This window comes from Nonomuraea sp. LPB2021202275-12-8, from assembly GCF_037044575.1.
In the GTDB taxonomy this organism is placed as follows: domain Bacteria; phylum Actinomycetota; class Actinomycetes; order Streptosporangiales; family Streptosporangiaceae; genus Nonomuraea.
Window position 1 is genome coordinate 15,321 of sequence record NZ_JBAHWD010000001.1, and the last position, 26,954, is coordinate 42,274.

Genomic DNA, 26,954 nt, shown 5'->3' on the forward strand with positions numbered 1-26,954 from the left:
TCGTTTCGCGATAGTACGTGTTTGGTGCAGGTCGAAAGCTAGGTTGCATTCGGAATGCTGTCAATCGCGAAAAAGCGTTTCTCCCAGGTGAATGGCCACAAATTGGAGCAATGACGCTGAGCTCGAATGCAAGACCGTGTTGCAATGGCTGGCGGCGAAGACAACACTGGCGGCATGCCAGGAGGACGACTGACCCAGCAGGAGCGCGAGCGCATCGCGTCCGGATTGTCCGACAAGCTCTCCTACGGGGAGATCGCCCGGCGGCTCGACCGGCCGACCTCGACGATCACCCGGGAGATCGCACGCAACGGCGGCCCCACCGACTACCGGCCCCAGCAGGCACACCAGGCGACGATCCAGCGGGCACGGCGCGGCACACCGACACCCCCGCGCGCGGACACACCGCCGGACGGCCTGATGGAAGAGGATCTCCTGGAAAGGGCGGTCAGAGCGGGGATGCCGAGGATAACCGCACGCGTGCACCGCGACCTGATGCTGTCGGAGGACGGCAGACGCACCGCCGCCGACCTGACCCGCCGGCTGAACGTCAGCCCGGCCTCCGTCTCCGTGGCCGTGAACTTCCTGCTCCAGCAGGGATTCGTCCGGCGCGAGCGCGACCCGCGGCGCCGGCGCGACATCTACGTGATCGACGACGACGCCTGGTACCACGCGATCATGACCAGCGAGCGGCAGACACTCGAGTCGGCGCGCGCCACGATGACGGCGGCCGAGACCTACGGGCTCGACAGCCCCGTCGGGCAACGGCTGGCCAAGACAGCGGCATACCTGGAACGCGTCAGCCTGGACATCATGGAATCGGCCGACCGCTGGCGCACCCTCCTGAGGTGACAGGACTCAGCGAACCACCTGGCGAGCCAGGCTGACCGGTTCGGCCTGTCGTAAAGGAAGCTGTCACCGAGTGGAGTTAGCCCAGGTAGAGAGGCCTTGAGGGGGTGCAGCCAAGGTACGGCGGAAACCGGCAATAGGCTGAGCGGCCCTCGGGTTTGCGCTGGTGAGGGCAGGGGTTCCCGGATGTGATCGATCTCAGCCCTCGGCGTAGTTGATCTTTTGGTACGTTCCTCGATCCGTATGGATTGATATTTACGGGTCTGGGGTTGTGGCGTGACGTCGATCGAGCGGACCGCGTATCCGCGGTTCAAGCGGTTCCTGTCGGCCCGGGAGTTGCACGTGTTCTACACGCCGCAGACGGAGGAGATCGCGTGGGCGAGTGGGCAGGTGCGGTCGGACAACCACCTGCTGGCACTGATGGTGCAGCTGAAGTGCTTCAACCGGATGGGCTATTTCCCCGGCTGGATGACGTCCCGGAGGCAGTGGTGGCCCACATTCGCCGAGATCTCGGGCTGGGCGAGGACGTCGCCGCGGTGTACGGCTCGGACCGGACCCGGGGCCATCATCGGATGCTGATCCGCCGGCGTAGCGAGGTCGTGTCGGACATTCAGCAAGAGCGCCGTCGTCGTCATCACCGCGAAGTCCGCCGGGCGCAAGGTCTTCGGCCTCGCCACCGCAGACGTCCGTCTCGCTTGACCTCTTGCGCGTCAGTCCGGCAGCCAGTGCAGCTCGTGCGCCAGGGTTTTGGCGACGGCACGGATGCGGCGGTGTAGTGGCGACTGCTCGCGTGGGAGGACCAGGTGGATCGTCAGGCTGGGCGCGCCCCGCAGCGGTCGCCAGGTGAGACCGGCCGGTGAAGCCGTGACCGCGGCTTCTCCGGCCGGGGCGAGGGTGACCCCGTCGCGCAGGTCGCGCTGAGACATGTCGAAAGAGACTGCGGGCGTGTGGAATCGGGGGTGTGGTCGGGTGTCTCGGAACAGTGCGGACAGCTGATCGTGGATCACGGGGTTGGCCGCGCGGTCCGGGAGTCGCAGCGGATACGCGGCCGCGTCGGCGATCTCGATCTCCGGGTGTTCGGCCAGCGGATGGTGCTGCGCCAGCTGGACCCCGATGCGCATACGCCGCAGCGGGAACCGGCGCACGCCACGGCCCGGCTGTTCACCGCGGGTGATCCCGGCATCGATGCGGCCGTCGGCGACCGCGGGGGAGATCTCCGGTGTCGCCATCGGGACCGCGCCGACCTCGAGTCCGCTGTTGCCGCGAATCAGCCTGTCCACCAGGGCCGGTGCCGTCTCGGCCCCGGCGCTGAGGCTGTATCCGATGCGCAGCGTGCCCAGTTCACCGGCCGCCGCGCTCCGGGCGGTGTCCCATGCCCGGTCCAGCGCCGCCAGCGCGGGCGGCGCGGACTCCGCCAAAGCCGCACCAGCCGTGGTCAATACGACGCTACGCGTGTTGCGGACCAGCAGGGCCGTACCGAGTTCCGCCTCCAATCGGCGCATCCGGGCGCTGAGTGCGGGCTGTGCGATACCGATCCGTGCGGCCGCGCGGGTGAAGTTCAACTCCTGCGCCAGCACCAGGAAGTACCGCAGGCTCACCGTATCCGGCGCCACGTACCCTCCCTGCCGATTGATAACGATCCGTTCTGAGTCTATCCCGTACCGGTCTTTCCCTCGACCGCACATCAAGCCCTAACCTGCGCATATGACGAGTCAACTGACCGCAGTACCCGTCGCCGTGATCGATCGATCTGAGTGTCAATTCGAAGTCGGACGTGTCCGGCCGAACACAGGAGGTTTCCATGGCTAAGGGCTACTGGGTCAGTGTCTACCCCGCCATTTCCGACCCTGAGAGGCTGACTGCCTACGACAAGCTGGCCCGTCCGGCTGTCCAGGCTGGGGGCGGGCGCCTCCTGTCCCGTGGCGGTCGAGTCGTCGCCCACGAGGCCGGAATCACGCAACGCGTCGTTCTGATCGAGTTCGACAGCTTTGAACAGGCCGTCGCGGCATACGAGAGCGAGGCATACCAGAAGGCGCTGGTGGCCCTCCCCGACGGCGTCGAGCGCGACTTCCGCATCATCGAAGGCATCGACTGACCGGCGGGCCCAGCCATCGCTGAGCATCCGTCACCTGATACGCACGCCACCGGCGGTGCGGTCATCATCCACTATCCGGTGCAGGACGGCACCGGCTGAGGCAGGACGGTATGCTCCGGGACGCGTTCGGTCGGCCGTTGCGGCCAGGTCCGGCTATCGGCGGACGCCGTTCGCGGTTGCCGGTTCGTTGAGCGTCAAAGGTGGGCCGATGTCCTGGCCGGATGTCACGGTGGTTGATGCGTGCGTGCGGCGCGACGGCCGGGGCGGTAGCCCCACGGCCGTCACCGACGACGACCCGGCGGCGACGGACGCGGACCGGCGTGCGGTCGCTGCTGCGGCCGGCACCTCGCACGCGGCGTTCCTCGGCCCGGGGCGGACGCCGGACGGTGGCCGGCCGGTCCGGTTCTTCACCGCCACCGCCGAACTGTCCGGCTGCGGCCATGGCACCGTTGCCGCGCAGGCCGTCCGGTTGACCCGCACCGCGCTGGGCGAGCTGAACGACCGCCAACACGCCGGCGGGCGCACGTTCGACACCGTCGCGATCCGCCGCCCCGCCGGCATCGAGGTGTGGTTCGACCAGGGCCTCGTCGCGCTGCGTCACCCGGCGCCGGACGAGCGCGCCGCGATCGTCGCCGCGCTCGGGCTCACCGCGGACGATCCGCATCCGACCGACGCGCCACGGATCGCCGCGCCCGGCGCGCCACGCATGCTGGTACCGGTCCACCACCGGTCGGCGCTGCTCCGAGTCCACCCACACCTCGGCAGGCTGACAGCGGCGTGCCAGCGGTACGGGCTCCTCGGCTGTTTCGTGTACGTACCGCCGGTGGGCGACCGACCGGGTGCGGCGCGGATGTTCGCGCCGGCGATCGGTGTCGACGAGGACGTCGCCAACGCCAACAGCACCGGCTGCCTGGCCGCCCACCTGCTCGACACGACAGGGGCACAGACGGTCGCGATCGAGGTGGAGCAGGGTGACACCCTCGGTCGACCGGCCAGCGTGCTCGCTTCGGCCCGACGCGGGCCGGCGGGCATCACGACCCGGATCGGCGGGTTAGCGGTGGTCCGCGACGGACACCGAGGCGACAACTAGACCGTCCTCTTCTGCGATCCGCGCATGGGGCTGGGGCTGTCCGCTGCGGTCAAGCGTTGGCACCCGGTGGCGGCCGTCAGCGGGACGCGGTGTCGAGGGCGCGGCTGAGTGTCCATCGGGAGACGCGCAGCTTGGCGGCGACGGCGGTTCGGGTTTGTCCGGCGCCGAGCAGGATGCGGGCGTCGGCGATCTGTTCGGAGGTCAGAGCGCGAGGACGGCCGCCGACGCGGCCTCGGGCGCGGGCGGCGTCGAGGCCTTCGCGGGTGCCTTTGACGATCTGCTGACATTGGAACTTGGCGATGGCGGCGAACACGGTGAAGATCAGTTCGCCGCACATGTCGTCGCTGGTGTCGAGCACGATGCCGTCGAGGGTAGGGCAAGCCGCCGTCCGTCGCCTCGCTCTACCGGGCATTTGCCGAAGCCGAGGCGGCAGCCGAACAGACCGCCGCGAACGACCGCGTGACGCTGCGACCCAAGCCCGCCCCGATCCGGCAGCGCAGCGAGCCGGAAACACCCGAGGAAGCCGAGCTCCACGACCGCCTCCAGGCTCAGGTACTCCAACGCCGCGCGGGCCAGTAGCCCAAACCCGCACCCACTACTGGCCCCGCTACCCGCCTATTGCCGGTTTCCGCCGTACCTTGGCTGCACCCCTTGAGCGCTCGCTTCCGGAAGAGGCAACTGGTCAGTGGCGTCGGCGTCCGGGGTCGTGTTCGGCGAGTACAGCGGCGACGGCGTCGGTGCTGGGCTGGACGTAGATGCCGAGGGAGCGCAGGTTCCGATGGCCGGACAGAGCCATGAGCATGGAGGATGACCAGCCGTCCTCGCCCAGGTGGGTCAGCCGGGAGTGGCGCAGTCGGGCAGTTCGGCCCGACCGCGGGGGAACCGACCGTGCAGCTGGTGGAACTTGAGCATCAGCGCGAAGCCTAATTTCGTCGGCCCTCGCCGCCCTGCCAGCAGTTGCATCTCCTCATCGAGGAGCGACCAGTTCCCGACCAACTCCTCTTCATCGACGACACGCGCCACGTCGCATCCGGCTTTCTCGCGGGCTGGCGGTCACCTGACCGCTGCGGACAACCCCCGAAACCGGATCAATACTGGCCGTAGACGATCACGCTCGTCTCGGATTCCAGGAAAGATCCGTAAGTAGGCGATGAAGACCTCACTGACCAGGCTCAACGCGCTCGGGTGTACCTGGTGACAGCTTCCTTAACGACAGGCCCGCCTGGGAGGCACCCGAAACCCTGGGCCTGCTCGCCTGAGAGGGGCCACTGCTCCACGCTCGGCCTCGCACACCCCCTTGCCAATACATGCCAATATCGGATTATCATCGTCATATGGCGATTGATTCTGATGGGGGTCGGTGCGTCAGCGCCGACATCGCCGCCGGCATCTCCCCGGCGGCGGCGCTGTTCCATTCCCTGGCCGATGAGACCCGGCTGCGCATCGTGGCCCGGCTGGCCCGGGGCGAGGCCCGGGTGGTGGACCTGACCGCCGAGCTCGGCCTGGCCCAGTCCACGGTGTCCAAGCACCTGGCCTGCCTGCGCGACTGCGACCTGGTCGACTACCGCGCCGAAGGCCGGCAGTCCTTCTACTCCCTGACCCGGCCTGAGCTGATGGACCTGCTGGCCTCCGCTGAACATCTGCTGGCCGCCACCGGCCACGCCGTGGTGCTCTGCCCCGGCCACGGCACCCAGCACGGCACCCAGCACGGCGCGGCCGACGCGCACAGCGCGCTGCAGGCCGAGCTCGACCACGACCTCGCCCAGCTCGACGCCCCGCCCGGCGAGAAGAACGCCACGAGGAAGGCGAGATCGTGACCACGCTGAACCTGCCCGCGCCGGACCGGCGCGCCTTACTGCAGCGCCGCATCCGGCTGCTGGTCGCCGCGACCATCACCTACAACGTGATCGAAGCAGCGGTCGCCATCACCGCCGGCACCATCGCCTCTTCCGCCGCCTTGGTCGGCTTCGGCCTGGACTCCATCGTCGAGGTCGCCTCCGCCGCCGCGGTGGCCTGGCAGTTCTCCGCCACCGACCACGAAGCCCGCGAGAAGACCGCGCTGCGCGTCATCGCGATCTCGTTCTTCGCGCTGGCCGCCTATGTCACCTTCGACGCCGTCCGCGCCCTGCTCGGCGGCGGCGAGGCCGAACACTCCACCCCCGGCCTCATCCTGGCCGCGGCGTCGCTGGTCATCATGCCGTTCCTGTCGGCCGCGCAGCGCCGCGCCGGCCGCGAACTCGGCTCCGCCAGCGCGGTGGCCGACTCCAAGCAGACCCTGCTCTGCACCTACCTGTCCGGCGTGCTGCTGGTCGGGCTGGCGCTCAACAGCCTGTTCGGCTGGTCCTGGGCCGACCCGATCGCCGCGCTGGTCATCGCGGCCGTCGCGGTCAAGGAAGGCCGCGAAGCCTGGCGCGGGGACGCCTGCTGCGCCGCTCCCTCCGCCCTCTCGGACAGCCCCCTCTCCGGCAGCCCTGTCCCCGACAGCACCGTGTCCGGCGCCTCGTCCGAGGCTGACGGCTGCGCGGACGGCTGCTGCTCACCGACCCAGAAGGACACGCAGGAGGACCAGCGATGATCGGCCGTCCGATGCCCGCGCGGGTGCGGGCCGCCTACCGCGCCGAGATGCGCGCCGCCCGCACCACCACCGATCCCGAGGCGCGCTGGCGGCACCTGGAACGCGCGCACATCATCTCCCAGCCCTGGCCCTGGCCACACACGGCCAACCACCTGGCCATGTTCACCCTCGCCGTCCGCCAGCGCGACCGGCGCGAAGCCTTCGGCCAGGTCATCCGCATCATCGTCGCCGCCCCTGGCTCTGCTTTGGGCCGCTACCCCGAAGGCAACACCGGCCGCGCCCGGGTCAGCCTCACCCAGCCGATGCCGCTGCCCGCCGACCTGGCCGCGCTCCTCAGCGCCGCATAACGCCAACCCCGGGCGCGCCCGAGTGGGACGACGGCGAACCCCGGGGACGTGAACGGGGACGTCCGGCTCCCTCCGGTCGTTGAGATCGGCAAGATCCTTTTCACGGAGGTGCGCGATGGCAACGGTGGACGTCGGCGGGCTGGAGATGGCCTACGACCTGCACGGCCCGGCCGATGGCGAGCCGGTCCTGCTGCTCGGCGGCACCAGCATGCCGCGCGGAGTCTGGCAGCTGATGCAGTTGCCCGCTCTCGTCGCGGTCGGCTACCGGGTCGCCACCCTGGACGCGCGCGGCAGCGGCGAGTCCGCCGCGCCGCCCGGCGCCTACTCCATCGCCGAGCTGGCCGACGACACCGCCGGCGTGCTCAAGCACCTGGGCTGGGAGAGCGTGCGCATCCTGGGGCTGTCGCAGGGCGGATTCGTCGCCGAGCAGCTCGCGCTGACCCGCCCCGACCTGGTCCGGGCGGCGGTGCTACTCGGCTGCGCCGGAGCGACGACCGCCTACCAGCGGGCCTGGTTCACCGCGATGCGCGCCCTGCTGGCCGCCGGACCCGTCCCCGAGGAGTTCTACGTTGCCGAGAACCTGATGAACGCGCTGCCCGCCCACGTGCTGCGCGACGACGACACCCCCGTCGCCCAGTGGGCCGAACTGATTCGCGCCAAGACCTGGGACACCCCGGGCGACCGCGGCCAGTACCTGGCCTGCATCCAATGGATGCTCGACGTCGAGCACGCCGCCCGCTGGCCCCAACTGTCCCAGCCCATCCTGGTGCTCGCGCTCGAACACGACCTGATGTTCCCTCCCCGCACCGGCCGCGCGGCCGCCGCCGCCATGCCGAACGGCACCTTCGCCGAGATCACCGGCCACGCCCACGGCGGCGCCATCGAGGCCGGCGACCAGATCACCCCGCTCGTGCTCGACTTCTTCGCCGCCCACTGACCCCCGCCCACCAGACCAGACCCGCGCCGCCGACCTCGGAAAGGCCCGCAGATGACCGTCCGCCGCCTGCCCGCGCTGCACCCCGCGCCCGCGGGCAAACCCGAGCTCGGCGACGTGAGCGGCTTACAGGACCTGGCCAGGCAGATCGCCGCCGGCCAGGCCTGGACACCGGACCTGGCCCGCGCGGTCACGGCGTTGTTCGACGAGCAGGCGGCCACCTGGAACACCGAGCACAGCGTGGGCCACTTCGACCCCGTCACCGACGCCCTGCACCGCGGCGGCCTGCCACCCGGCGGCACCTGCCTGGAGATCGGATCGGGCACCGGCCAGATCACCCCCTGCTGGCCACGCACTTCGACCGCGTCATCTCAGCCGACCTGTCGCACACCATGCTGGCTCACGCACCACCCATCCCTGGCCACCGGATCTGCTGCGACGCCTCACAGCTCCCGGTGCGGGACCGAACCGTCAACGCGGCCGTCCTGGTCGACGCCTTCTGCTTCCCCCGCGAGCTCGACCGCATCCTCACCCCGCCGGCGCCGTCGTCTGGATCAACCTGCTCGGCGAGGACGGACCGCTCTATATCCCCAGCACCGACATCGCCACCTGCCTGCCCGGCTCCTGGACAACAGTGGAGAGCCAAGCTGGGTGGGGCACCTGGGCGATCTTGAAGCGCTCTTCTGCTTGACCCAGACACGCCCTGGGCATGGCCTTCATGCCGCTGACCAGCAGGTTCGCTCAAAACCCAAGATAACGATCGCACCGTCGCGGAGAACAGGACCTGAAGACTGGGCGGCACGAGCGGAGGCCAGCCCGGCACGGGAACTGCGCCACTTCGTCGCCGGCCTTCGCCGCGACTGGGCTGCCGTCAAGGCCGGGCTCACCCTGCCCTACAGCTCCGGCGCGGTGGAAGGCAACGCGAACCGGATCAAGATGATCAAACGGATCATGTACGGGCGAGCCAACCCCGACCTGCTCCGCGTCCGTGTCCTGCACGGCTACTGATCACGGAAAGTGAGCCAGACCCAGTATGTCGTGGCCGCTGTCATGAAGAGGCAGGAACGTCCGGGACCGTCGGACCAGCCCCGGACGTCCTGCCCCAGCATTCCACCTGGCCTGCGCACAGGCCTGGTGGAATGCGATCGGCAGGGTGTGTAGGGGTGGGCGCTGGCCGGTGGATGTGCAGGTTCCCGCCTGCACAGGCTGGCCGTGCCCACCGCCTGTCCCGGTCCGCCTTTCCCGACAGCCCGGGGGCCTCTGATGTCTATGAGAGTGCCACTGTGACGGCTGGCCGGGACGTAATCAATAGCTGAGAGCTCATACGCGGCACTATATGGCTAACTGCTTCCGCATCTGCTAGGGGTATTGGGACGATGCCTTGCAAGTGAGTGTGATCCGGATCGGCGCGGGGCATGGGCCCGATCAGGCGGTTGTCAGGCGAGGAGGCGCCCTGTGGAGCCCACGCCGATCGAGCTGGGGACGAACGGTCTGGTATGCCTGACCGGTGAGGTGCGCGAGCCGGTCTGGCTGAGCATGGCCGTGCTGCGGTCGATGCCGCAGCGGGAGATGACGGTGAGTTTCGAATGCCGCGCCTCTGGGCTGCGGCGGCATTGCTTCAGCGAGCCGCGGGTCGATCCGGGTGAGCGCAAGGACCGGCTCACGCCCGCCCCGGTGGGCGGCAGCCATCGGCGGAGTCGCAGGTCGAGGTCATGCTGGAAGCATTTCGTGTCCGGCTTGGTGGCAGGTGCCGGCACAGGGCACCCGAGACGTCATGCGTACGGTCGCGACCACCCCGGCCGCGACCGTACGCGAATGTCGATCTTGCGCTTTACTTGATGGTCGTGCTGGTGACCACCGGCAGCGAGATCGAGGTGCCGGCCAGGTCGATGGTGACCTTGGCCCCGGTGCCGGGTTCGGCGTCGGTGCCGGTGCCGGTGCCGGCCTCGTCGAGGTTGAAGTCGTCATTGGTTCCGGTCAGCACCAGGCCCAGCCGGTGCCCCGCCTTGAACTCGTAGTCCAGCGGCAGCATCTCCCAGGTGATCCGGTACGGCTTGCCGGGCGTCAGCGGTTTCGAGCGGCTCAGCGACTTGTGGTTCTGCGCGTCCAGGATTCCTCGGGTGACCACGTTGGAGCCGGAGGTCGCCGTGTTGTCGCCGGCCCTGAGGTAGCAGCCGTCGTCGTCGGCCGTGCTCTGGCCGACACAGTCTTCGCCGCCGGTGAACTTGAGGCCTTCCGCGGCCGTGGCGCCGCGTTCCCGGTAGTTGATGCGGGTGTCGGTACCGTAGTCGACGAGCAGGACGCCCAGGTTGGCGGTCGGCTTGTCCAGCGTGAGGCGCAGGCTCACCGACGGCGTTCCGGACAGCCGCATCGCGGTCTTCAGCGGCGGGGTCAGGAAGGCCAGCCGGTTGGGGTTGGTGGTGGCGGGGTAGTCGGCCATCGCGATCTCGGTCTGGGCGGTGTCGAGGTAGCTGCCGGTGCCGGTCGAGGGCTTGCGGCCCAGGGAGCCGTCCTGTTGCGGCCGCAGGGTCGTCGTTCGTGCCGCGGCGGCGGGCCAGTCGGCCTGGGTGATCCAGCGGTCCGGGCCGAGCTGCACGTCGACGCGCGGCCGGCGCATGATGTCGTTGGAGACGCCCATCAGTTCGTGGTCGAACCACTGGTGCAGCGTGTCGACCCACACCTGGCGGCGGGCCCAGAACGGGTCGAGGTGCCCGTACTGCGTCACCCACGCCTTGCGCTGGATGTCGCTGGGCAGCTTGGCCCACCACTTGGAGAACTGGCTGCCCACCACGTTGCGGTCCTGCATGCCCACCACCGAGAAGACGCTGGCGCGGATGTTGCGCGCCTTGGAGATCGACCCATCCCGGTAGTTGCGTTCGTGCCAGTAGGCGTTGTAGTTGCCGGTGGCGTCGTCGGAGTCTTCGAGTAGTTTCTCGCGCACGGCCGCGCATTTCTCGTCCGGGTCCTTGTCGACCCGCTTGGACTGCCAGGACGCCGCGCCCTTGAACCAGGTGATGGTGCCGTTGTTGCGCGAGTTCTCGTAGCCGCTGGTGTAGCCGGAGATGTTGACGATCGTCTCCAGGCCCCGCACGCCGGTGCCGGCGGCGCCGAGCGCTCCCTCGTAGGAGTGGCCGATCATTCCGGTGCTGCCGGTGGTCCAGGTGGCCTTGACCGGGGCGCCGTGGTCGTCGTAGGCGTTCGCGCGACCGTTCAGCCAGTCGACGACCGCCTTGCCACCGAGCACGTCGGAGGCGCCGTAGGAGGTCGGGCAGCCGTCGGACAGCCTGGTGCCGATCATGTCGACGGACACGAACGCGTAGCCGCGGGGCACGAAGTAGTTGTCGAAGTACATCGGGAACTTGGTCACGTTCCCGTCCGCGTCGTAGGTCTTCTTCTCGATCTCGTAGCCGACGCCCGGATCGTCGTAGTACGGGCTCTCCTGCATGATCACTGGGACCTTGAGCCCGGAGCCGGACTCCTTCGGCCGGATGATGTCCACCCGGACCAGATCCTTTTTGCCGTCGCCGTCGCTGTCCACCGACGACTGCACCCGGACGTGCTCACGGATGGCGTCGGGGTAGGAGAAGACGGGCTGCGTCAGCCCGCCGGAGACTTTGATCTCCGGCTTCGCCGTCGCGGACGCGGCGGGAGCAGCGGCGATCACGAGCGGGATCGCGAGTGCGACTGCGGCGAGGAATCCTCGCCGTGGGGAGTTGGACATGTGCCTTCCTTTTGGGCTGGTTACTGCTCTCAGTGGCATCGTCATGGCGCGCCAAGAAGGCGGCATGGCAAGGTCGTGGTGGCACTATGAAGCGTTTTCGCTTGTCAGTGCGGGTGTGCCGGCCAGATCAGCGCGATCAGCGGCGGCTGGTGGAGCGCGCGGAGGTGGCGGCGAGTGCGCCGACGGGCAGCGGCAAGCTCGTCGTGGTGCGGGCGCATGGTGAGGGTGCGACCGGCCTTGGCTTTGATGCGGCTCGAGTGCCAGCGGGCAGCGCCGTGCGGTAGAAACCGCCGGGCACGGTTCGGCACGGTGGGGCTGGTTTGATCACCGCGCGATGCCCGGCGGTGGGCGTCGGCCGGGGAGAGCGAGCTGGCTTGGCGATGGGGACGCGCGGATGGTCGAGAGCCGTCCTGGTGGTGCCCGACCTGCCCAGCTCCGGCTCGCGGTCAGGCGTCCCAGGTGATCGGGAGGCTCTTGACCCCGTAGATGTCGGCGGTCTCCGGGCGCAGGGCGACCTCGTCGGCGGGGACGGCCAGGCGCAGGGTGGGGAAGCGGTTGAGCAGTGCGGGGAGGGCGACCCGCATCTCGACGCGGGCCAGCTGCTGGCCCAGGCACTGGTGGATGCCGTGGCTGAAGGCCAGGTGCCCGCCGTCCTGCCTGCGCAGGTCGAGCACGTGGGGGTCGGTGAAGCGTTCGGGGTCGCGGTTGGCGGTGTTGAGAGACAGGATGACCGTCGAGCCGGCCTTGACGCTCTGGCCGCCCAGCTCGACGTCCTCCAGCGCGACCCTCACGAACTGCTTGGCGACGCTCAGATACCGCAGCAGCTCCTCCACGGCCTGGTCGGTGAGCGCGGGCTCGGCGCGCAGCGCCGCCAGCTGCTCGGGGTTCTGCAGCAGCGCGAAGGTGCCCAGCGCCAGCATGTTGGCGGTGGTGTCGAACCCGGCGGCCAGCAGGATCAGGGCGATGCCGCGCAGTTCCTCGTCGGTCAGGTCGCTGTCGAGCAGGTCGCTGAGCAGGTCGTCGGTGGGGTTGGCGCGTTTGGCGGCCACCAGCTGGGCGAGGTAGGTCTGGGTCGCGGTGTAGGCCGCGATCAGTTCCTCGTCGCTGACCTCGCCGCCGAGGAACTTGTCGATGTGCTCCTGGAAGGAGCCCCGGTCTTCGTACGGCACGCCCAGCAGCTCACAGATGACGATGGCGGGGATGGGCTTGGCGAAGGCGGTCACCAGGTCCGCCGACGGCCCGGCCTTCTCCATCGCGTCCAGGTGCTCGGCGGTGATCTGTTCGACGCGCTCGGTGAGCAGTCGCATTCGCCGGACGGTGAACTTGCCCACCAGCGGTTTGCGGTAGCGGCTGTGCTGCGGCTCGTCCATGAGGAGGAATTCGCCGGGCGGCGCCGCAGGGACCTCGATGTCGCCGTAGTCGACCAGGGGGTGGTGGCGCATGAGCTCCTTGCGTGAGCTGAACCGCGGGTCGGCCAGGACCGACCGGACCAGGTCGTAGCCGGTGATCAGCCAGCCCTGGTGTCCGTCGGGGAAGGGCAAGCGGCTGATCGGGCTGTGCTCGCGGGCCTCGATCAGCTCCTTGGGCGGGTCGAAGGGGCAGCCGGGCTGACGCGCCGTCGGCATCGTCGTGAGGGTGTGGGGGGATTCATTCATAGCCGTTCCTCATTTCGCGATAGTGCGTGTTGGTGCTGCCACGCTGATCTGGAGCAAGACAGACTCCGTCGACACGGCCTAGGAGATCTTGCGGCGGTAGGTGTTCATGGCGAAGGCGTAGGCGACGATGAGGATGCCGGCACACCAGGCCAGGGCGATCCAGATGTCGGTGCCGACCGGCTGCTGGGTGAACAGGTCGCGGATGGCGTTGACGATGGAGGTCACCGGCTGATATTCGGCGAAGACGCGCACCGGGCCGGGCATGGTGTCGGTGGGCACGAAGGCCGAGCTGAGGAACGGCAGGAAGATGAGCGGGTAGGAGAACGCGCTCGCGCCTTCCACGGACTTCGCCGTAAGACCGGGGATGATGGCGATCCACGTCAGCGCCAGGGTGAACAGGATCAGGACGCCGGCGACCGCGAGCCACGCCAGCACACCTGCCCCGGAGCGGAAGCCCATCAACAGGGCGACGCCCACGACGACCACGAGCGAGATCGAATTGGCGATCAGCGAGGTCAGCACGTGCGCCCAAAGCACAGACGAGCGCGCGGTCGGCATGGACTGGAAGCGCTCGAAGATGCCGCTCGTCATGTCGGTGAAGAGCCGGAAGGCGGTGTAGGCGATGCCCGAGGCGACCGTGATGAGCAGGATGCCGGGCAGCATGTAGTTCACATACGAATCCGACCCTGTCTTGATCGCGCCGCCGAACACGTAGACGAACATCAGCATCATGGCGATCGGCATGATCGCGGTCGTGATGATGGTGTCCGGGCTGCGGCTGATGTGGCGCAGGGACCGTCCCAGCAGGACGGCGGTGTCGCCGAAGAAATGCTTGCTCATCGTGATTCCTGACTTGTCTGTGCCGAGATGCGGGTCTTGCCGGCGTCGCCGTCCGTGCCATCGGCGCCATCGGCGCCATCGGCACCGACGAGGGTGAGGAAGACGTCCTCTAGGGTGGGCTGCTTTTCGATGTATTCGACCTTGGCGGGCGGAAGCAGCTGCTTGAGCTCGGCCAGGGTGCCGTTGACGATGATCCGGCCCTGGTGCAGGATCGCGATCCGGTCGGCGAGCTGCTCGGCCTCGTCCAGATACTGCGTCGTGAGCAGCACCGTCGTGCCCCGGCCGGCGAGATCCTTGACGGCCTGCCACACCTCGATGCGCCCCTGGGGGTCGAGCCCGGTCGTCGGCTCGTCGAGGAAGATCACCGGCGGCTCGCCGATGAGGCTCATCGCGATGTCCAGGCGGCGGCGCATGCCGCCCGAATACGTCGACACCCTGCGCCCGCCGGCGTCGGTCAGCGAGAAACGCGCGAGCAGGTCATCGGCGATCTTGCCCGGATCCTTGAGGTGCCGCAACCGGGCGACCAGCACGAGGTTCTCCCGCCCGCTGAGGATCTCGTCCACGGCGGCGAACTGGCCGGTGAGGCTGATGGCCTCGCGCACGTCCGCAGCCTGCGTGGCGACGTCTAATCCGTTGACGCTGGCGCTCCCCGCGTCGGCCTTGAGCAGCGTGGAAAGGATCTTCACGACCGTGGTCTTGCCCGCCCCGTTCGAGCCGAGCAGGGCGAAGATGCTGCCCCGTGCCACGGCGAAGTCCACGCCGCGCAGCACCTCCAGCGTCTTGTACGCCTTCTTCAGGCCCTGCACGTGGATCACAGGGGGTTGTGGTGTCGTCATCAGACGGTCCTCTCTTCGTTTCCGGTGTCTTCGCCGGCGGCGCGTTCGATGGCGTTGGTGAATCGGTTCCGCTCCCGGCTGATGTACCGCCCCACCGAGTAGTTCTGAACGAACGCCTCGACGAACTCCACGGGGTCCTCCCCGAAGATCTCGCGGATCGTGGTTCCGTCCGCCGCGCTCTGCTCGAACAGATCGGCAAGGTCGTCGTACATCGAAGCCGCGTCGGCGCCGTCCCCCGGGCCGAAGTGCATCAGGTACCGCTCCAGCGCTTCGGCTGCGGTGCGATAGTTGTCGGGAAGCGCTTTGATACGCGCCTTGTACTGCCGCCAGCGCCTCTTGTCCTCGAGCGGCCCGGTGACTACCTCCAGGTACTGCCGGTAGCGGCTCTTCGGCTCGTTCGTCCCTGCGTCCATGGCTACTTGCCTCCTTCGCGGAGCTTTTCGAGCCGTTCAGTGAGGAAGCTCCAGGTCCTCCAGAACTCTTCGAGGTACTCCCGTCCCTGAGCGTTCAGGGAATACACCTTGCGCGGCGGCCCCTTCTCCGACGGGACCTTCTCCACGTCGACGAGACCGCGCCGCTCGATCCTGACCAGCAGCGCGTAGACAGTGCCCTCGGCGATGTCGGAGAAGCCCTGATCGCGCAGCCACGCCGTGATCTCGTAGCCATACGCGGGCCGGCCGGAGAGGATCGCCAGGACGATGCCCTCCAGCGTTCCCTTGAGCATCTCCGTCACCTGCTTGCCCATGGAACACCCCCTTTCAGCTACTCAATGTTGCTGACTACCGGTACAAAGTAACACTGACTACCGGTATCTAGCAACACTGAATAGCCGAGGGGTAGGCCGGGCGGGTGCGGGCGACCTGATCGCTGCTCGTGAGCGAGCCCGCCGCCCACCCCTTCAGGAGAAGGCGGGCACCAGGACGATCACGATGGCCACGACGGCCACCAGCCATGGCTGTTTGTCGTCGCTGAGCTGGCGGATCTGGCTGGGCAGTTGCAATCCGATGAGGCTGAAGACGACGCTCTCCAGAACGAAGATCACCGTTCCGTACACCGCAGACAACTGCAGCCGGATCCCGGAGTTGGTGAGCTGGTGGTGTTTGACGCCGAAGATCACCGAGGCCACCACCGCCGTCACGCCCGAGCCGTGCGCGGCCTCGGCCAGGACGTAGGCCAGATAGGGGGTGATCAGGGCGATCACGCTCTCCAGCGTGGGGTCCTCGGTGCGGCGCCGGACGAACACTCCGCTGCACGCCGAGCACCTGGGGCCCGACATCTACCCGGCGGTCATGGACCGCCTGATCGACGCTGTAACGGAAGGCATCACCCCATGCTGAATCTGACGATCGGCGACGGCCCTCCCCTGTTCGTGCTGCTCTTCACCCCCGAGGCCGCCAGCCCGAAGGGACTCGCCCTCTGGTCCACCATGCGGCTGATCAAGCCATTCACCGAGCACTTCGCCGTCAACCTGCTCAACCGCCCGCCGGGCCTGCCGCCGACCACGACCATGGCCGAACTGGCTGCCCTCTATGCCGGGGCGATCAAGGGGCCGGCCAACGTGCTCGGCATATCCACCGGCGGGTCGATCGCCCTCCAAGTCGCCGCTGACCATCCCGACCTGGTGGATCGGCTGGTTCTCGGCGGCACGGCGGCCGCCCTCGGCCCAGTCGGCAAGCGGGCCCAGGGGGCGTATATCGACAGGGTGCGCCAGGGTAAGCGCCCCAGCCCGGCGCTGGACGAGGTCGTCACCGAGTCACCGATCGGGCGGTGGCTGCTCTCTGGGCTGCTGTGGTTGTCGGACGGCGCGAAGGACCACACGGACGCGGCGACCGTACTCAACGCCGAGGACGGCTTCGACCTGCGCGGGCGACTGGCCGACATCAAAGCGGCAACGCTGCTCATCCACGGCGAGAAGGACGTCGTCTACCCGCTGGACCTGGCCAGGCAGACGGTGGCCGGCATCCCCGACGCACAGCTGGTCATCTACTCGGGCCGCAGCCACAGCAGCACCTTTACCGACAAGCGGTTCGCCCCCGACGCGCTGGCCTTCCTGACGGATCGCTGATCAGATAATCACCGGCGCGGATCTTCTCGAAGGCGCGCTGCACCAACCGCTCGCACCTCGCCTGCTCGGCGATGAAGCGGGTGTCTTTTGAGCGCTCGCTTAAGGTCGGCGCCCAGGAGCCCGGCGACCGGCTCGCCTCCTTGGTCGGCACGCGCGGCACCCTGCTGGAGTCGGTGTCCACCCCGTACGGGCAACTCGACCGCTGTAGATCAGATGTCGGTGAAGATCAGTGGAGACCCGGCACCCGGGCGATTAACGACTTCCTCGCCGCGGTGACGGGCATGGGGGCCCAGGACCATAGGCCGCCTGCGCAGCACTGGTGCATCGACCAGCCGTACATCATTACGCGTACATATAGTTTCTTGACACAAGACAGCAGTAGGCTATACGCACGAATAGGAGTGGCGACGTGACCATAGCTGCGGCTCCCGAGGACCTGACAGCGCGGGCGCGCATCAGAGACGCGGCCATGCGGCACTTCGGCGAACTCGGCTACGAGCGGGCATCCCTGCGCGGCATCGCCGAGACCGCCGGGGTGTCGCCCGGCCTGGTGCGGCATCACTTCCGCTCCAAACAAGGCCTGCGTGAGGCCTGCGACGAGCACCTGGTCAAGATGATCCGCTGGAGCAACGATCAGGCGAGAGCCGGCCTCGCCTCCGGTGGTCTGGACGCGGTGCTCGCTGCCCGCTCCGTCCCCGCTCCCCAGCGCCGCTACATGCTGCGGGCTCTGGCCGAGGGCTCTGCGGGTGCTCTGTTCGACGAGCTCGCCCGGCTGACCGTGCCCTGGCTGCACGAAGCGGACCAGAGCCGGCCGGATCCCCCCGCCGTTGACGTCGAGATCCGCGCGGCCCTCGTCACGGCCATGGCCTTGTCTGTCGGAATCCTGCATGAGCACCTGTCACGGGCGATGGGCGTCGACGTGTTCAGTCCGCACGGCGACCGCCTGCTCGCCCGGGGACTCGTCGACCTCTATTCGCACCCCATGCTCAGCCTTGAGGACGCGGGCCGGATCCTGTCCGCCCTCGACGAGGCCGAGCGCACATCCCCTGAAGGAGAGTCACGATGACTGACGCCATTTCGGTGTCCGGTCTGGTCAAGACGTTCGGCACCACCCATGCCCTGAACGGCCTGGATCTCACGGTCGGCACCGGCGAGGTGCACGGCTTTCTGGGCCCCAACGGCGCGGGCAAGACGACCACCATCCGCGTGCTGCTCGGCCTGCTGCGGGCCGACGCGGGACAGGTGCGCTTGCTGGGCGGCGACCCGTGGCGTGACGCGGTCGCCCTGCACAAAAGGCTGGCCTACGTGCCCGGCGATGTGAGCCTGTGGCCGAACCTGACCGGGGGCGAGTCCATCGACCTGTTCGGCGACCTGCGCGGAGGGCTGGACAAAGCCCGCCGCGCCGAGCTGCTGGAGCGCTTCCAGCTGGATCCGACCAAGCGCTGCCGCACCTATTCCAAGGGCAACAGGCAAAAGGTGGCGTTGGTCGCCGCTTTCGCCTCCGACGTTGAGCTGTACGTCCTGGACGAGCCCACCTCCGGCCTGGACCCGCTGATGGAGGCGGCCTTCCAGCAGACCGTCCGCGAGGTGAGCACCCGCGGGGCGACCGTGCTGCTGTCCAGCCACATCTTCTCCGAGGTGGAAGCCCTCTGCTCGGGAGTCAGCATCATCCGTGACGGCGTTACCGTCGAATCCGGCACTCTCGCCCAGCTCCGCCACCTGACCAGGACCTCGCTCACCGTGGAGGCGACCGAGCCGGTCACCGGGCTGGCCGGCCTGCCCGGAGTCCACGACCTGGTGGCCGACGGCACGAGGGCCCGGTTCGACGTGGACTCGGCGCAACTCCCCGGCGTGCTGCGTCATCTGGCCGACTTCGACGTCCAGGCACTGACCAGCCACCCGCCGACGCTGGAGGAGCTGTTCATGCGCCACTACGGCGACGCGACCATGATCGGCGCCGGCCGATGAGCGCCTACACAGGCACCGGCCGGCTGATCCGGCTGGCCCTACGGCGTGACCGCGTCCAGTTGCCGATCTGGATCGCCGGTTCGGTGCTGCTGTTAGCGGCCGGAGCCGCGGCGGTGGCCGACGAGTTCCCCGACGAGGCCGGCCGGATCACCGCGCTCAAGGGCGCCGGCACCAGCCCGGCCGTCCTGCTCATGCGCGGCACACCCGTCGGCGCCGACCTGGGCGCACTGGTGAACTTCCGCAACTTCGCGTTCATGATGGTGCTGGCCGGGCTCATGAGCACCTTCGCGATCGTCCGGCACACCAGGCAGAACGAGGAGAACGGCCGGGCCGAGATGCTCGGCGCGGGAAGCGTGGGCAGGTTCGCCGGCCTCACCGCCGCCCTCGTCGTGGTCTCCGGAGCCAACCTGCTGCTCGGGGCGGCGTTGACCGGCACCCTCCTGGGCGCTGACCTGCCCGCCGACGGCGCGCTGGCGTTCGGCGCGGCGACGGCGGCCACCGGCCTGGCCTTCGCGGGGCTGGCCGCGGTCGCCGCCCAGCTGTTCCAGAGCGCGCGCGGGGCCAACGCGTTCGCCGCGACAGCCGTCGGCGTGGCCTACCTCATCCGCGGTATCGGCGACGCGCTCGGTGAGCGGGCGCCGGACGGCATCCAGGTGACCAGCGCCTGGCCGTCGTGGGTGTCTCCCATCGGATGGGGCACGCAGGCGCGCCCGTTCGGCGAGGAGGTCTGGTGGGTGCTCGCCCTGCCGCTCGCGCTGCTGGCGGCGTGCGTGGCCGGGGCCTTCGCCCTGGTCGATCGCCGCGATTTCGGCGCCGGCCTGATTCCCGACAGGCCGGGGCCGGCGGTGGCCGCCCGCTCACTGCTGAGCCCGCTCGGGCTGGCATGGCGACTCAACCGTGGCGCCACGTTCGGCTGGCTGATCGGCAGTGCGCTGTTCGGGCTGGGGATCGGCACGCTCGGCAAGGCCGTCAACGAGGCGATGACCGGCAACCCGGGCGTCACCAAGATGCTTGACCAGCTCGCCGGCACCGGCGTCGCCGACCTGGCCGACACCTTCTACGCGGCGATGATGAACGTGTACGGCGTGCTGGCAGCAGGTTTCGTCGTCCAGGCGCTGCTGCGGCTGCGTTCGGAGGAGGCCGGCGGACAGGTCGAAGCCGTGCTGGCCACCGCGGTGGGCCGGATCCGCTGGGTGACCGCACACCTGGCATGCGCGGTGATCGGCGCGACCGCGCTGCTGGTGCTGGCCGGCGCGGGCATGGGGGTGGCCGATGTGGCAGTCGGCGGCGTTACCGGCGTGGGCCCGCTGATCGGCGCCGGGCTGGCGCAGCTGCCCGCCGCGCTGACCTTGGCCGGCTTCGTCGTGCTCGTCTTCGGCCTGCTGCCCCGGCTGACCGTCCCGCTCGCCTGGGCAGGACTCGTGGCGAGCATCGTCTGCGGGCTACTCGGAGAGGTGTTCGGACTGCCCGAGGCGGTACGCGACCTGTCGCCGTTCAGCCACGTGCCGCCGATCCCCGCGGCTGAAGTCACCGCCGGACCGCTCGCAGCGCTGGTCATCGTGGCCGCCGCCCTGACAACGGCCGGGCTGGCGCTGTTCCGCCGCAGGAACCTCGCGGTGTAGGCACGACAGACTCGCGGCCGGCCCGCCACCATGGGAGTGCCCTCGGGCGGTGGCGTGCGGGCGGACCCATTGCCCAGTTTCCTACGCCGATCTGGCCCGCTACGTCCGGGGGCTGGTGACCTCTTCAACCGACGCCTTCCGCGAGCGACCCGAGGGCCCGTGGCCCAGTCAGGGCACCCGCGTCGGCGTGCGGGAGGCGGATCGGCTCACGCGGCTGATTGTGGCCCCGTCAAGAGGGCCGAGATCTCATCGAGGAGGGCGGTGATCTGCTGGGGTTGTTCGTCGGTGACGAGGTGTCCGGTGGCGGGGATGACGCGTAGTGAGGTGGCCAGGTGGCGCTGGGCTGCCGGGCGCAGTCGCCGGGGCGGGAGGAAGGCGTCGTGTTCGCCGGTGGCCACCAGGCAGGGCACGGATCGGCACCGCTGCAGCGTCTCGGGTCGCAGGGCGGGTGGCGCGAGGCTGGAGCGGCAGTGGCGCGCGACGAGGGTGTACCAGTCGATGAGCGTGGCGGGTGGGGTGCTGTCGGGGGCGACGAACCGGCGCAGCAGGGCCGCACTGTGGGCCTGGGAGGGGCGCGCCATCCAGAGCATGGTCGCGGCGAGCATCGCGGGGCCGACCTGCAGGCGGGTCAGGCCGCCGGTGGAGATCAGGACCCGGGCCGCGATCCGGGGCGAGTCGCAGGCCAGGGCGATCGCGCCGCCGAGGGAGTGGCCGCAGGGTCTGCCGGGGACCGGCGGTCTGGCGGGTTCGTCCTGGCTCTGGCCGGGCGGATGATGCGGCAGGAGCCCGTGGCGGCGACTGCCGGCCCCCTGCGCACCCAGGGAATCAACTTCGTGACCCTGGCAACGGGTGCCGCACTGATCCTGGCGCTGCTCAAATTCCTGCCCGCCCTGTCGCTCGGCTCGCCCGGGTGGTGGACGAGGCGCACGCGGACGCCTTCCTGAGGGCGCTGCACCGCCGGACCGTGCGTGAGGCGCCCCTCCGCCAGCCGGAGGCCGCCGCCGGCAGCCCGGACAGCAGAGCGATGAGAAGGGCGAGGCCGCGCGGCCGGTTACCGCGGGCAGCCCACATCCACTCCCCGTGGGTCTCATGAGACGCGGAATCGCATCCGGCACACCACCGCGTCAGTACGGCGGCGCAGGGCCCTGGCCAGGACGGCTCCGCGCTGGTTCTGCAGCATCCGCTGCCAGGCGTGCTCGGGCTCGACCTCGGCGATGAGCACGAAGACGTGCTGCTCGGGCACCTGCGCGAGGTAGGTGAGCAGCGGCTGATCGAGGCGCCGGTGGGCGTCGAAGAGCTGAACCAGCTCCACGCCCGGATCCCACCGTTCCCAGTCCTCGACGAACGCCCGCGCTTGCCGCTCATCCTCCGGATGGCTGATGTTCACGGCCACCACCCGGTCGCCGAGAGACAGCGCGGCCGACAGCGCGTCCCCGGTCAGCCGGGTGACGGCGTGCACGGGCACCACCACCAGCGAGCGGCGCGGCCGCGGCGGCATCGGGGTTGTGCCCAGCTCGAGCCGTGCACCGATCCGCGCGTAGGAGCGGTTGACCCATTCCATGCCCGCCACCAGCAGCGGCAGCGCCACCACGATCAGCCAGCCGCCCTCGCCGAACTTCGACACTGTCACCACGATCGCGGCCACGAACGTGAGCAGGGCGCCGAACCCGTTCAGCAGAGCCCGCCACCGCCATCCGGCCGGCCGGTCCGCCAGCCAGTGCCAGACCATGCCGGCCTGCGACAGCGTGAACCCGACGAACACCCCGATCGCGAACAGCGGCACCAGCAGGTTCATGTCGCCGCCGGCCACGATGAGCAGCAGGCCGCTGGTGACGGTCAGGAAGGCGATGCCGTAGCGGTGCACCTGCCGGTCGGCGCGCAGGGCGAAGAAGTGGGGCAGGTTGTTGTCGCGGGCCAGCAGCTGGGCCAGCACCGGCAGCCCTCCGAAGGAGGTGTTGGCGGCCAGCGCCAGCAGCACCACGGTGGCGAACTGCACCAGGTAGAACAGCGGCCCATCGCCCAGCGACGCCTGCGTGACCTGCGCCAGCACGGTCACCCCGTCGACCGGGGCGATCGCGAACTTCCCGATCAGCGCGGCGATGCCCAGCAGCATCACAGCCAGCAGGCCGCCGAGCGCGACCTCGGCCCGCTGCGCCCGCCGTACCCGGGGCCTTTTGAAAGACGGGACGGCGTTGGCGATGGCCTCCACGCCGGTCAGCGACGCGCAGCCGTTCGCGAACGCCTTCAACAGCAGCAGAACACCCACCGTTTGCAGGCCGCCCACCTGGTGCGAGACGTCGACGGCGGGTTCGTCGCGGATCAGCCCGGCCACGATGACGAGCAAGATCGCGCCGACGTAGAGGGCGGTGGGGGCGATGAACGCGCGGGCGCTGTGCGCGATGCCGCGCAGGTTGATCGCGGTCACCAGGGCCAGCACGGCCAGGCAGATCCACACCGTGTACGGCAGCAGCTCCGGGAAGGCGGAGGTGAGCGCGGCGACCCCGGCGGCGACCGAGACCGCGACGTTGAGCACGTAGTCGATGACCAGCGAGGCGCCCGCGACCAGGCCGGCCCGGCGCCCCAGATAGGTCTTGGCCACCCCGTACGCGCCGCCGCCCTCGGGGAAGGTGGCGATGACCTGCCGGTAGGAGAAGGTCAGCACCGCCAGCAGCGCGGCGATGGACAGCGTGACCGGAATGGTGAACCCCAGCCCGGCCCCGCCCGCGAGAGCGAGAACCAGGACGATCGCTTCGGGCCCGTAGGCCACCGATGCCATCGCGTCCAGCGACAACGCGGCCAGCCCGCCGATTACGGACAGCCGATGCCGCTCACCGGTATCCGCGGGCTCCTTGACGGCAGGGGGAGTTTTCACACTAGACATTGCACAATGCTCCTGAATGGGAAATTTCATCACCATGGTGGCCCGGGTGAGCGACCTCGCTGGCGGTCTATACGCAGCTCTGGCGTCAAGAGCGCAAATAACTACGCGGAAAGTACGGCCGCCGTTTTCCGTGATTCACGGCATTCACATTCGCGTCAGCTGTCCGGCCCGGTCTCTGTGCCGACCAAGGCCGTCAGGCTCGCCTCCAGGGCGGGGTCACGGTGTGAAGCGGTAACCCATGCCGGCTTCGGTGATCAGATGGGCAGGGCGGGCCGGGTCGTGTTCGAGCTTGCGGCGGATCTGAGCCATGTATTGGCGCAGATAGTGCGTCTCCTTGACGAATCTCTCACCCCACACCTCGGTGAGGATCTGACGCTGGCTGATCAGCTTGCCGGGGTGGCGAAGCAGCAGGTCCAGGATGTGCCACTCGGTGGGGGTGAGATGCACATCCCCGGAGACCGTCTTGTTCGTAAGGTCGATGACATGGTCGCCGAACTGGATGCTCGCCAGCTCGGCCTCCTGGATGGACGCGCGGCGGCTCACGGCCCGCACCCGGGCCAGCAGCTCGCCGATGCCGAACGGCTTGGTCACGTAGTCGTCGGCGCCGGCGTCCAGGGCTTCGATCTTGTCCTGGTTGCCGGCCCGACCGGACAGCACGATGATCGGGATGCTGCTCCAGCCGCGCAGGCCATGGATGACGTCCACACCGTCCAGATCCGGCAGGCCAAGGTCGAGTATGACCAGGTCCGGGGAGGTATCGACGACGGTGCGCAGGGCCGCGGCACCGTCTGCGGCGACGGCTACCTCGTAGTGGCGGGCGACCAGGTTGACGCGCAGCGCGCGAAGGATCTGCGGTTCGTCGTCGACGACGAGGATGCGGGTCACGACGTCAATGCCCGGGTCGAAATGGACAATGTGAGGATCATGGTGAGACCTCCCCCTGGTGTCTCTTCCGGTACGAGCGTGCCGCCCATGGCCTCGGTCAGCCCGCGTGACAGAGCGAGGCCGAGGCCGACGCCGGAGTGGTTGTCGCGGTCGCCGAGCCGCTGGAACGGCTGGAAGACACGGTCGTGGGCCTCGGGCGGGATGCCCGGGCCGCGGTCCATCACGCGGATCTCCATGTGGTCGCCGTGCCAGCTCGCGGTGATCAGCACCGTTTTGTCCGGCGGGCTGTAACGGACCGCATTGGACATGAGGTTGACCAGCACGCGCTCCAGCAGGACCGGATCGGCGAGGATCTCGGGCAGCTCGGTGGAGATGTCACCCTCGATCCGGTCGCGTAGCGGGCCGAGGTCGTCGATGGCGCGCGGGACGACCTCCTCCAAAGCGATCGGTTGCCGGGTGACGCCGAGCACCCCTGCCTGCAGACGGCTCATGTCGAGCAGGTTCGCGACCAGACGATCCAGCATGTCCAGGGATTCCTCCGCGGTGGCCAGCAACTCGGCGCGGTCCTGCTCGCTCCAGGCGACCTCGGTGTTGCCCAGGCTTTCGACGGCGGCCTTGGCCGAGGCCAGCGGGGTGCGCAGGTCGTGGCTGACGGCGGCGAGCAACGCGGTGCGCATCTTGTCGGCCTCGGCAAGCGGGCGGGCCTGTTCGGCCGCCTGCTGGAGACGTTCCTGGCGGAGGGCGACGGCGGCCTCGGCGGCGAACGCCTCCAGCACCGTACGGTCGGCGGCGTCCAGCGGGCCGCCGTGGGCGGCCAGGATCATGTCGTCGTCGATGACCACGTCGGTGTCGGCCTGGCCCGGGCAGGTGGACGGAGCGCCGCCGGAGGTGGCCACGATCCGCCAGGCGTCCGGATCCGACTGGTCGACGGGGGTACGAGCGGCCTCAGGCCGGCGTTCGAGCAGGGTGGCCGAGGTCAGGCCGAACGTCTCGCGCATGCGTTCCAGCAGGGAGGGCACGGCGGCCTGGCCGCGCAGGACGTGCCCGGCCAGCGTGGACAGCAACTCTGCGTCCGCGCTCGCGCGGGCCGCCTGCCTGGTGTGGCGAGCCGCGATGTCCACGATGGTGCTGACCGCGGCCGCGACCAGTACGAACACCACCAGGGCGAACAAGTTCTCCGGATCGTTGATGGTGAATTCGCCGACCGGCGGCGTGAAGTACCAGTTGAGCAGCAGGGATCCGCCCACTGCCGCGGTGATGGCCGGCCACATGCCGCCTGCCAGCGCCACACCGACGGTCAGGCAGAGGAAGATCAGGATCTCGCTCGGCAGCGACAGCACGTCGCGGAACGGCGACAGCGCGGCCGTCAACGCCGGCATCCCGGCCACCGCCAGCACCCAGCCGCTCAGCCGGCGCGCGCGGGTCAGCGCGGCGCGCGAGTGCGCCGGCCTCCTGCGCCCCCTCTTGGCCTCGTCGTGTGTGATCATGTGGACGTCGATGGAGCCCGATCGGGCTGTGGTCTCCACCCCGACGCCTCGGGAGAAGACCTGGGCGAACCGGCCCCTTCTGGAGGCGCCGAGGACGAGTTGGGTGGCGTTGACGCCACGGGCGAAGTCGAGCAGCGCGCGCGGGATGTCGTCGCCGACGACCTGGTGGTAGGTGCCGCCCATGTCCTCGACCAGCGTGCGCTGGCGGGTCAAGCTGGCCGGATCGGCCCCGGCCAGCCCGTCGGCGCTGGTCACGTGCACCGCGAGTAGGTCGGCTCCCTTGGTGCGGTCGGCGATGCGGGCTGCCCTGCGTACCAGCGTGTCTCCCTCAGGGCCGCCGGTCAGGGCGACCACGACACGTTCGCGGGCCTCCCAGGTCGTGGCGATGCCGTGGTCGGCGCGATAGCGATCGAGCTGATCGTCGACCTTTCCCGCGACCCAGAGCAGCGCCAGCTCACGCAATGCGGTCAGATTGCCGACGCGGAAGTAGTTCGACAGGGCCGCATCGACCTTCACGGGAGCGTAGATGTTGCCGTGGGCCATACGGCGGCGCAGCGCCTCCGGCGCCATGTCGACCAGCTCGACCTGGTCCGCCCGCCGCACCACCTGATCCGGCACGGTCTCGCGCTGCGGCACGCCGGTGATCTCCTGGACGACGTCGTTGACCGACTCCAGGTGCTGGATGTTCACCGTGGAGATCACATCGATGCCCGCGTCCAGGACCTCGTCGATGTCCTGCCAGCGCTTGACGTTCTTCGAGCCCGGCACGTTGGTGTGAGCCAGCTCGTCGATCAGCGCGACCTTGGGCGCCCGTTCGATGACCGCGTCCACGTCCAGCTCGGTGAAGGTGGCGCCCCGGTAGACGATCGTCTTGCGCGGGATGAGCTCCATGCCCTCCAGCAGGGCGGCGGTCCGGGCGCGGCCGTGGGTCTCGACGAAACCCACGACCACGTCCCGGCCACGCTCCAGCCCGCGGCGGCCCTCGCCCAGCATCGCGTACGTCTTGCCCACCCCGGGGGCCGCCCCGAGGTAGACCCGCAGCCGGCCCCTGCTCACGAGGCCTCCTTCATCGGTCTCATGAGCAGACTCCCGTGCATGTTCGTGCAC

29 protein-coding genes are annotated in these 26,954 nt (G+C 69.3%); 15 read left to right on the forward strand and 14 right to left on the reverse strand.

Annotated features, from left to right (window positions below):
* Positions 1–174 precede the first annotated feature (174 nt).
* Both V5E28_RS00090 and V5E28_RS00095 read left to right on the forward strand, forming a co-directional pair.
* Positions 175–849 carry a helix-turn-helix domain-containing protein gene (locus V5E28_RS00090; protein WP_336203722.1) on the forward strand — a complete coding sequence of 225 codons (675 nt, stop codon included), beginning with the start codon at positions 175–177 and terminating at the stop codon, positions 847–849.
* Positions 850–1,122: 273 nt separating this feature from the next.
* Entirely contained in the window at positions 1,123–1,425 is a 303-nt protein-coding gene (locus V5E28_RS00095) for a DUF4158 domain-containing protein (protein WP_336203723.1), read from the forward strand.
* A 131-nt stretch (positions 1,426–1,556) separates the two neighbouring features.
* Here V5E28_RS00095 and V5E28_RS00100 read toward each other — a convergent pair whose 3' ends face one another.
* Positions 1,557–2,459, reverse strand: coding sequence for a LysR family transcriptional regulator (locus V5E28_RS00100; RefSeq protein WP_336203724.1), 903 nt, complete (start codon positions 2,457–2,459; stop codon positions 1,557–1,559).
* A 188-nt stretch (positions 2,460–2,647) separates the two neighbouring features.
* On the opposite strand from V5E28_RS00100, the gene V5E28_RS00105 reads away from it, so the two are divergent.
* A complete protein-coding gene (locus V5E28_RS00105) occupies positions 2,648–2,941 on the forward strand; it encodes a DUF1330 domain-containing protein (protein WP_336203725.1) in 294 nt (97 codons plus the stop codon).
* 208 nt (positions 2,942–3,149) lie between these two features.
* Positions 3,150–4,031, forward strand: a complete 882-nt coding sequence (locus V5E28_RS00110) for a PhzF family phenazine biosynthesis protein (protein WP_336203726.1) — start codon at positions 3,150–3,152, stop codon at positions 4,029–4,031.
* 76 nt (positions 4,032–4,107) lie between these two features.
* Here V5E28_RS00110 and V5E28_RS00115 read toward each other — a convergent pair whose 3' ends face one another.
* Together V5E28_RS00115 and V5E28_RS00120 are read right to left on the reverse strand one after the other, a co-directional pair.
* Positions 4,108–4,389, reverse strand: a complete 282-nt coding sequence (locus tag V5E28_RS00115) for a recombinase family protein (protein ID WP_336203727.1) — start codon at positions 4,387–4,389, stop codon at positions 4,108–4,110.
* A 476-nt stretch (positions 4,390–4,865) separates the two neighbouring features.
* On the reverse strand, positions 4,866–5,054 hold the full coding sequence (locus V5E28_RS00120; protein WP_336203728.1) for a DUF4158 domain-containing protein: 189 nt from the start codon (positions 5,052–5,054) through the stop codon (positions 4,866–4,868).
* Positions 5,055–5,365: 311 nt separating this feature from the next.
* Here V5E28_RS00120 and V5E28_RS00125 point away from each other — a divergent pair, with 311 nt between their 5' ends.
* The 6 genes from V5E28_RS00125 to V5E28_RS00150 all read left to right on the forward strand — a co-directional run bounded on the left by V5E28_RS00125 (position 5,366) and on the right by V5E28_RS00150 (position 9,726).
* Positions 5,366–5,848, forward strand: a complete 483-nt coding sequence (locus V5E28_RS00125; protein ID WP_336203729.1) for an ArsR/SmtB family transcription factor — start codon at positions 5,366–5,368, stop codon at positions 5,846–5,848.
* A complete protein-coding gene (locus tag V5E28_RS00130) occupies positions 5,845–6,606 on the forward strand; it encodes a cation transporter (RefSeq protein WP_336203730.1) in 762 nt (253 codons plus the stop codon). The genes V5E28_RS00125 and V5E28_RS00130 overlap by 4 nt, the downstream gene beginning before the upstream one ends.
* Positions 6,603–6,953: a DUF3703 domain-containing protein gene (locus V5E28_RS00135; protein WP_336203731.1), complete on the forward strand. Its 351-nt coding sequence runs from the start codon at positions 6,603–6,605 to the stop codon at positions 6,951–6,953. The genes V5E28_RS00130 and V5E28_RS00135 overlap by 4 nt, the downstream gene beginning before the upstream one ends.
* A 115-nt stretch (positions 6,954–7,068) precedes the next feature.
* Entirely contained in the window at positions 7,069–7,890 is an 822-nt protein-coding gene (locus V5E28_RS00140) for an alpha/beta fold hydrolase (RefSeq protein WP_336203732.1), read from the forward strand.
* A gap of 648 nt (positions 7,891–8,538) precedes the next feature.
* Positions 8,539–8,895, forward strand: a complete 357-nt coding sequence (locus V5E28_RS49395) for a transposase (protein WP_442945743.1) — start codon at positions 8,539–8,541, stop codon at positions 8,893–8,895.
* 447 nt (positions 8,896–9,342) lie between these two features.
* A complete protein-coding gene (locus V5E28_RS00150; protein ID WP_336203735.1) occupies positions 9,343–9,726 on the forward strand; it encodes a hypothetical protein in 384 nt (127 codons plus the stop codon).
* Here the strand turns inward: V5E28_RS00150 and V5E28_RS00155 are convergent.
* From V5E28_RS00155 to V5E28_RS00185, 7 genes are all read right to left on the reverse strand, one after another.
* Positions 9,719–11,608, reverse strand: a complete 1,890-nt coding sequence (locus tag V5E28_RS00155; protein WP_336203736.1) for a CocE/NonD family hydrolase — start codon at positions 11,606–11,608, stop codon at positions 9,719–9,721. The two genes, V5E28_RS00150 and V5E28_RS00155, sit on opposite strands and share 8 nt — an antisense overlap.
* Positions 11,609–12,054: 446 nt before the next feature.
* Positions 12,055–13,263 (reverse strand): cytochrome P450, encoded by a 1,209-nt coding sequence (locus V5E28_RS00160; protein WP_336203737.1) that lies wholly within the window; start codon positions 13,261–13,263, stop codon positions 12,055–12,057.
* 78 nt (positions 13,264–13,341) lie between these two features.
* Positions 13,342–14,103, reverse strand: coding sequence for an ABC transporter permease (locus V5E28_RS00165; RefSeq protein WP_336203738.1), 762 nt, complete (start codon positions 14,101–14,103; stop codon positions 13,342–13,344).
* Entirely contained in the window at positions 14,100–14,939 is an 840-nt protein-coding gene (locus V5E28_RS00170) for an ABC transporter ATP-binding protein (protein ID WP_336203739.1), read from the reverse strand. Before V5E28_RS00170 ends, V5E28_RS00165 begins: the two co-directional genes overlap by 4 nt.
* A complete protein-coding gene (locus V5E28_RS00175; protein WP_336203740.1) occupies positions 14,939–15,352 on the reverse strand; it encodes a DUF1048 domain-containing protein in 414 nt (137 codons plus the stop codon). The genes V5E28_RS00170 and V5E28_RS00175 overlap by 1 nt, the downstream gene beginning before the upstream one ends.
* A gap of 2 nt (positions 15,353–15,354) precedes the next feature.
* A complete protein-coding gene (locus V5E28_RS00180; RefSeq protein ID WP_336203742.1) occupies positions 15,355–15,684 on the reverse strand; it encodes a PadR family transcriptional regulator in 330 nt (109 codons plus the stop codon).
* 153 nt (positions 15,685–15,837) lie between these two features.
* Positions 15,838–16,215: a cation:proton antiporter domain-containing protein gene (locus V5E28_RS00185; RefSeq protein WP_336203743.1), complete on the reverse strand. Its 378-nt coding sequence runs from the start codon at positions 16,213–16,215 to the stop codon at positions 15,838–15,840.
* A gap of 54 nt (positions 16,216–16,269) precedes the next feature.
* Here V5E28_RS00185 and V5E28_RS00190 point away from each other — a divergent pair, with 54 nt between their 5' ends.
* The 4 genes from V5E28_RS00190 to V5E28_RS00205 all read left to right on the forward strand — a co-directional run bounded on the left by V5E28_RS00190 (position 16,270) and on the right by V5E28_RS00205 (position 20,594).
* Positions 16,270–17,004 (forward strand): alpha/beta fold hydrolase, encoded by a 735-nt coding sequence (locus V5E28_RS00190; protein WP_336203744.1) that lies wholly within the window; start codon positions 16,270–16,272, stop codon positions 17,002–17,004.
* A gap of 409 nt (positions 17,005–17,413) precedes the next feature.
* Positions 17,414–18,070, forward strand: coding sequence for a TetR/AcrR family transcriptional regulator (locus V5E28_RS00195; protein WP_336203745.1), 657 nt, complete (start codon positions 17,414–17,416; stop codon positions 18,068–18,070).
* Entirely contained in the window at positions 18,067–18,972 is a 906-nt protein-coding gene (locus V5E28_RS00200; RefSeq protein WP_336203746.1) for an ABC transporter ATP-binding protein, read from the forward strand. Before V5E28_RS00195 ends, V5E28_RS00200 begins: the two co-directional genes overlap by 4 nt.
* Entirely contained in the window at positions 18,969–20,594 is a 1,626-nt protein-coding gene (locus tag V5E28_RS00205) for an ABC transporter permease (RefSeq protein WP_336203747.1), read from the forward strand. Before V5E28_RS00200 ends, V5E28_RS00205 begins: the two co-directional genes overlap by 4 nt.
* Before the next feature lie 206 nt (positions 20,595–20,800).
* Here the strand turns inward: V5E28_RS00205 and V5E28_RS00210 are convergent, their stop codons facing one another.
* Positions 20,801–21,415, reverse strand: coding sequence for an alpha/beta fold hydrolase (locus V5E28_RS00210; protein ID WP_336204898.1), 615 nt, complete (start codon positions 21,413–21,415; stop codon positions 20,801–20,803).
* Here V5E28_RS00210 and V5E28_RS00215 point away from each other — a divergent pair.
* Positions 21,368–21,538 (forward strand): potassium-transporting ATPase subunit KdpA, encoded by a 171-nt coding sequence (locus tag V5E28_RS00215; RefSeq protein ID WP_336204899.1) that lies wholly within the window; start codon positions 21,368–21,370, stop codon positions 21,536–21,538. The genes V5E28_RS00210 and V5E28_RS00215 overlap by 48 nt on opposite strands.
* A 143-nt stretch (positions 21,539–21,681) precedes the next feature.
* On the opposite strand, the gene V5E28_RS00220 is transcribed toward V5E28_RS00215, so the two are convergent.
* From V5E28_RS00220 to V5E28_RS00230, 3 genes are all read right to left on the reverse strand, one after another.
* Positions 21,682–23,466: an APC family permease gene (locus V5E28_RS00220; protein WP_336203749.1), complete on the reverse strand. Its 1,785-nt coding sequence runs from the start codon at positions 23,464–23,466 to the stop codon at positions 21,682–21,684.
* Between the two features lie 225 nt (positions 23,467–23,691).
* Positions 23,692–24,360 carry a response regulator gene (locus V5E28_RS00225; protein ID WP_336203750.1) on the reverse strand — a complete coding sequence of 223 codons (669 nt, stop codon included), beginning with the start codon at positions 24,358–24,360 and terminating at the stop codon, positions 23,692–23,694.
* Positions 24,357–26,903 carry a sensor histidine kinase KdpD gene (locus V5E28_RS00230; RefSeq protein WP_336203752.1) on the reverse strand — a complete coding sequence of 849 codons (2,547 nt, stop codon included), beginning with the start codon at positions 26,901–26,903 and terminating at the stop codon, positions 24,357–24,359. Before V5E28_RS00230 ends, V5E28_RS00225 begins: the two co-directional genes overlap by 4 nt.
* Positions 26,904–26,954: the final 51 nt, after the last annotated feature.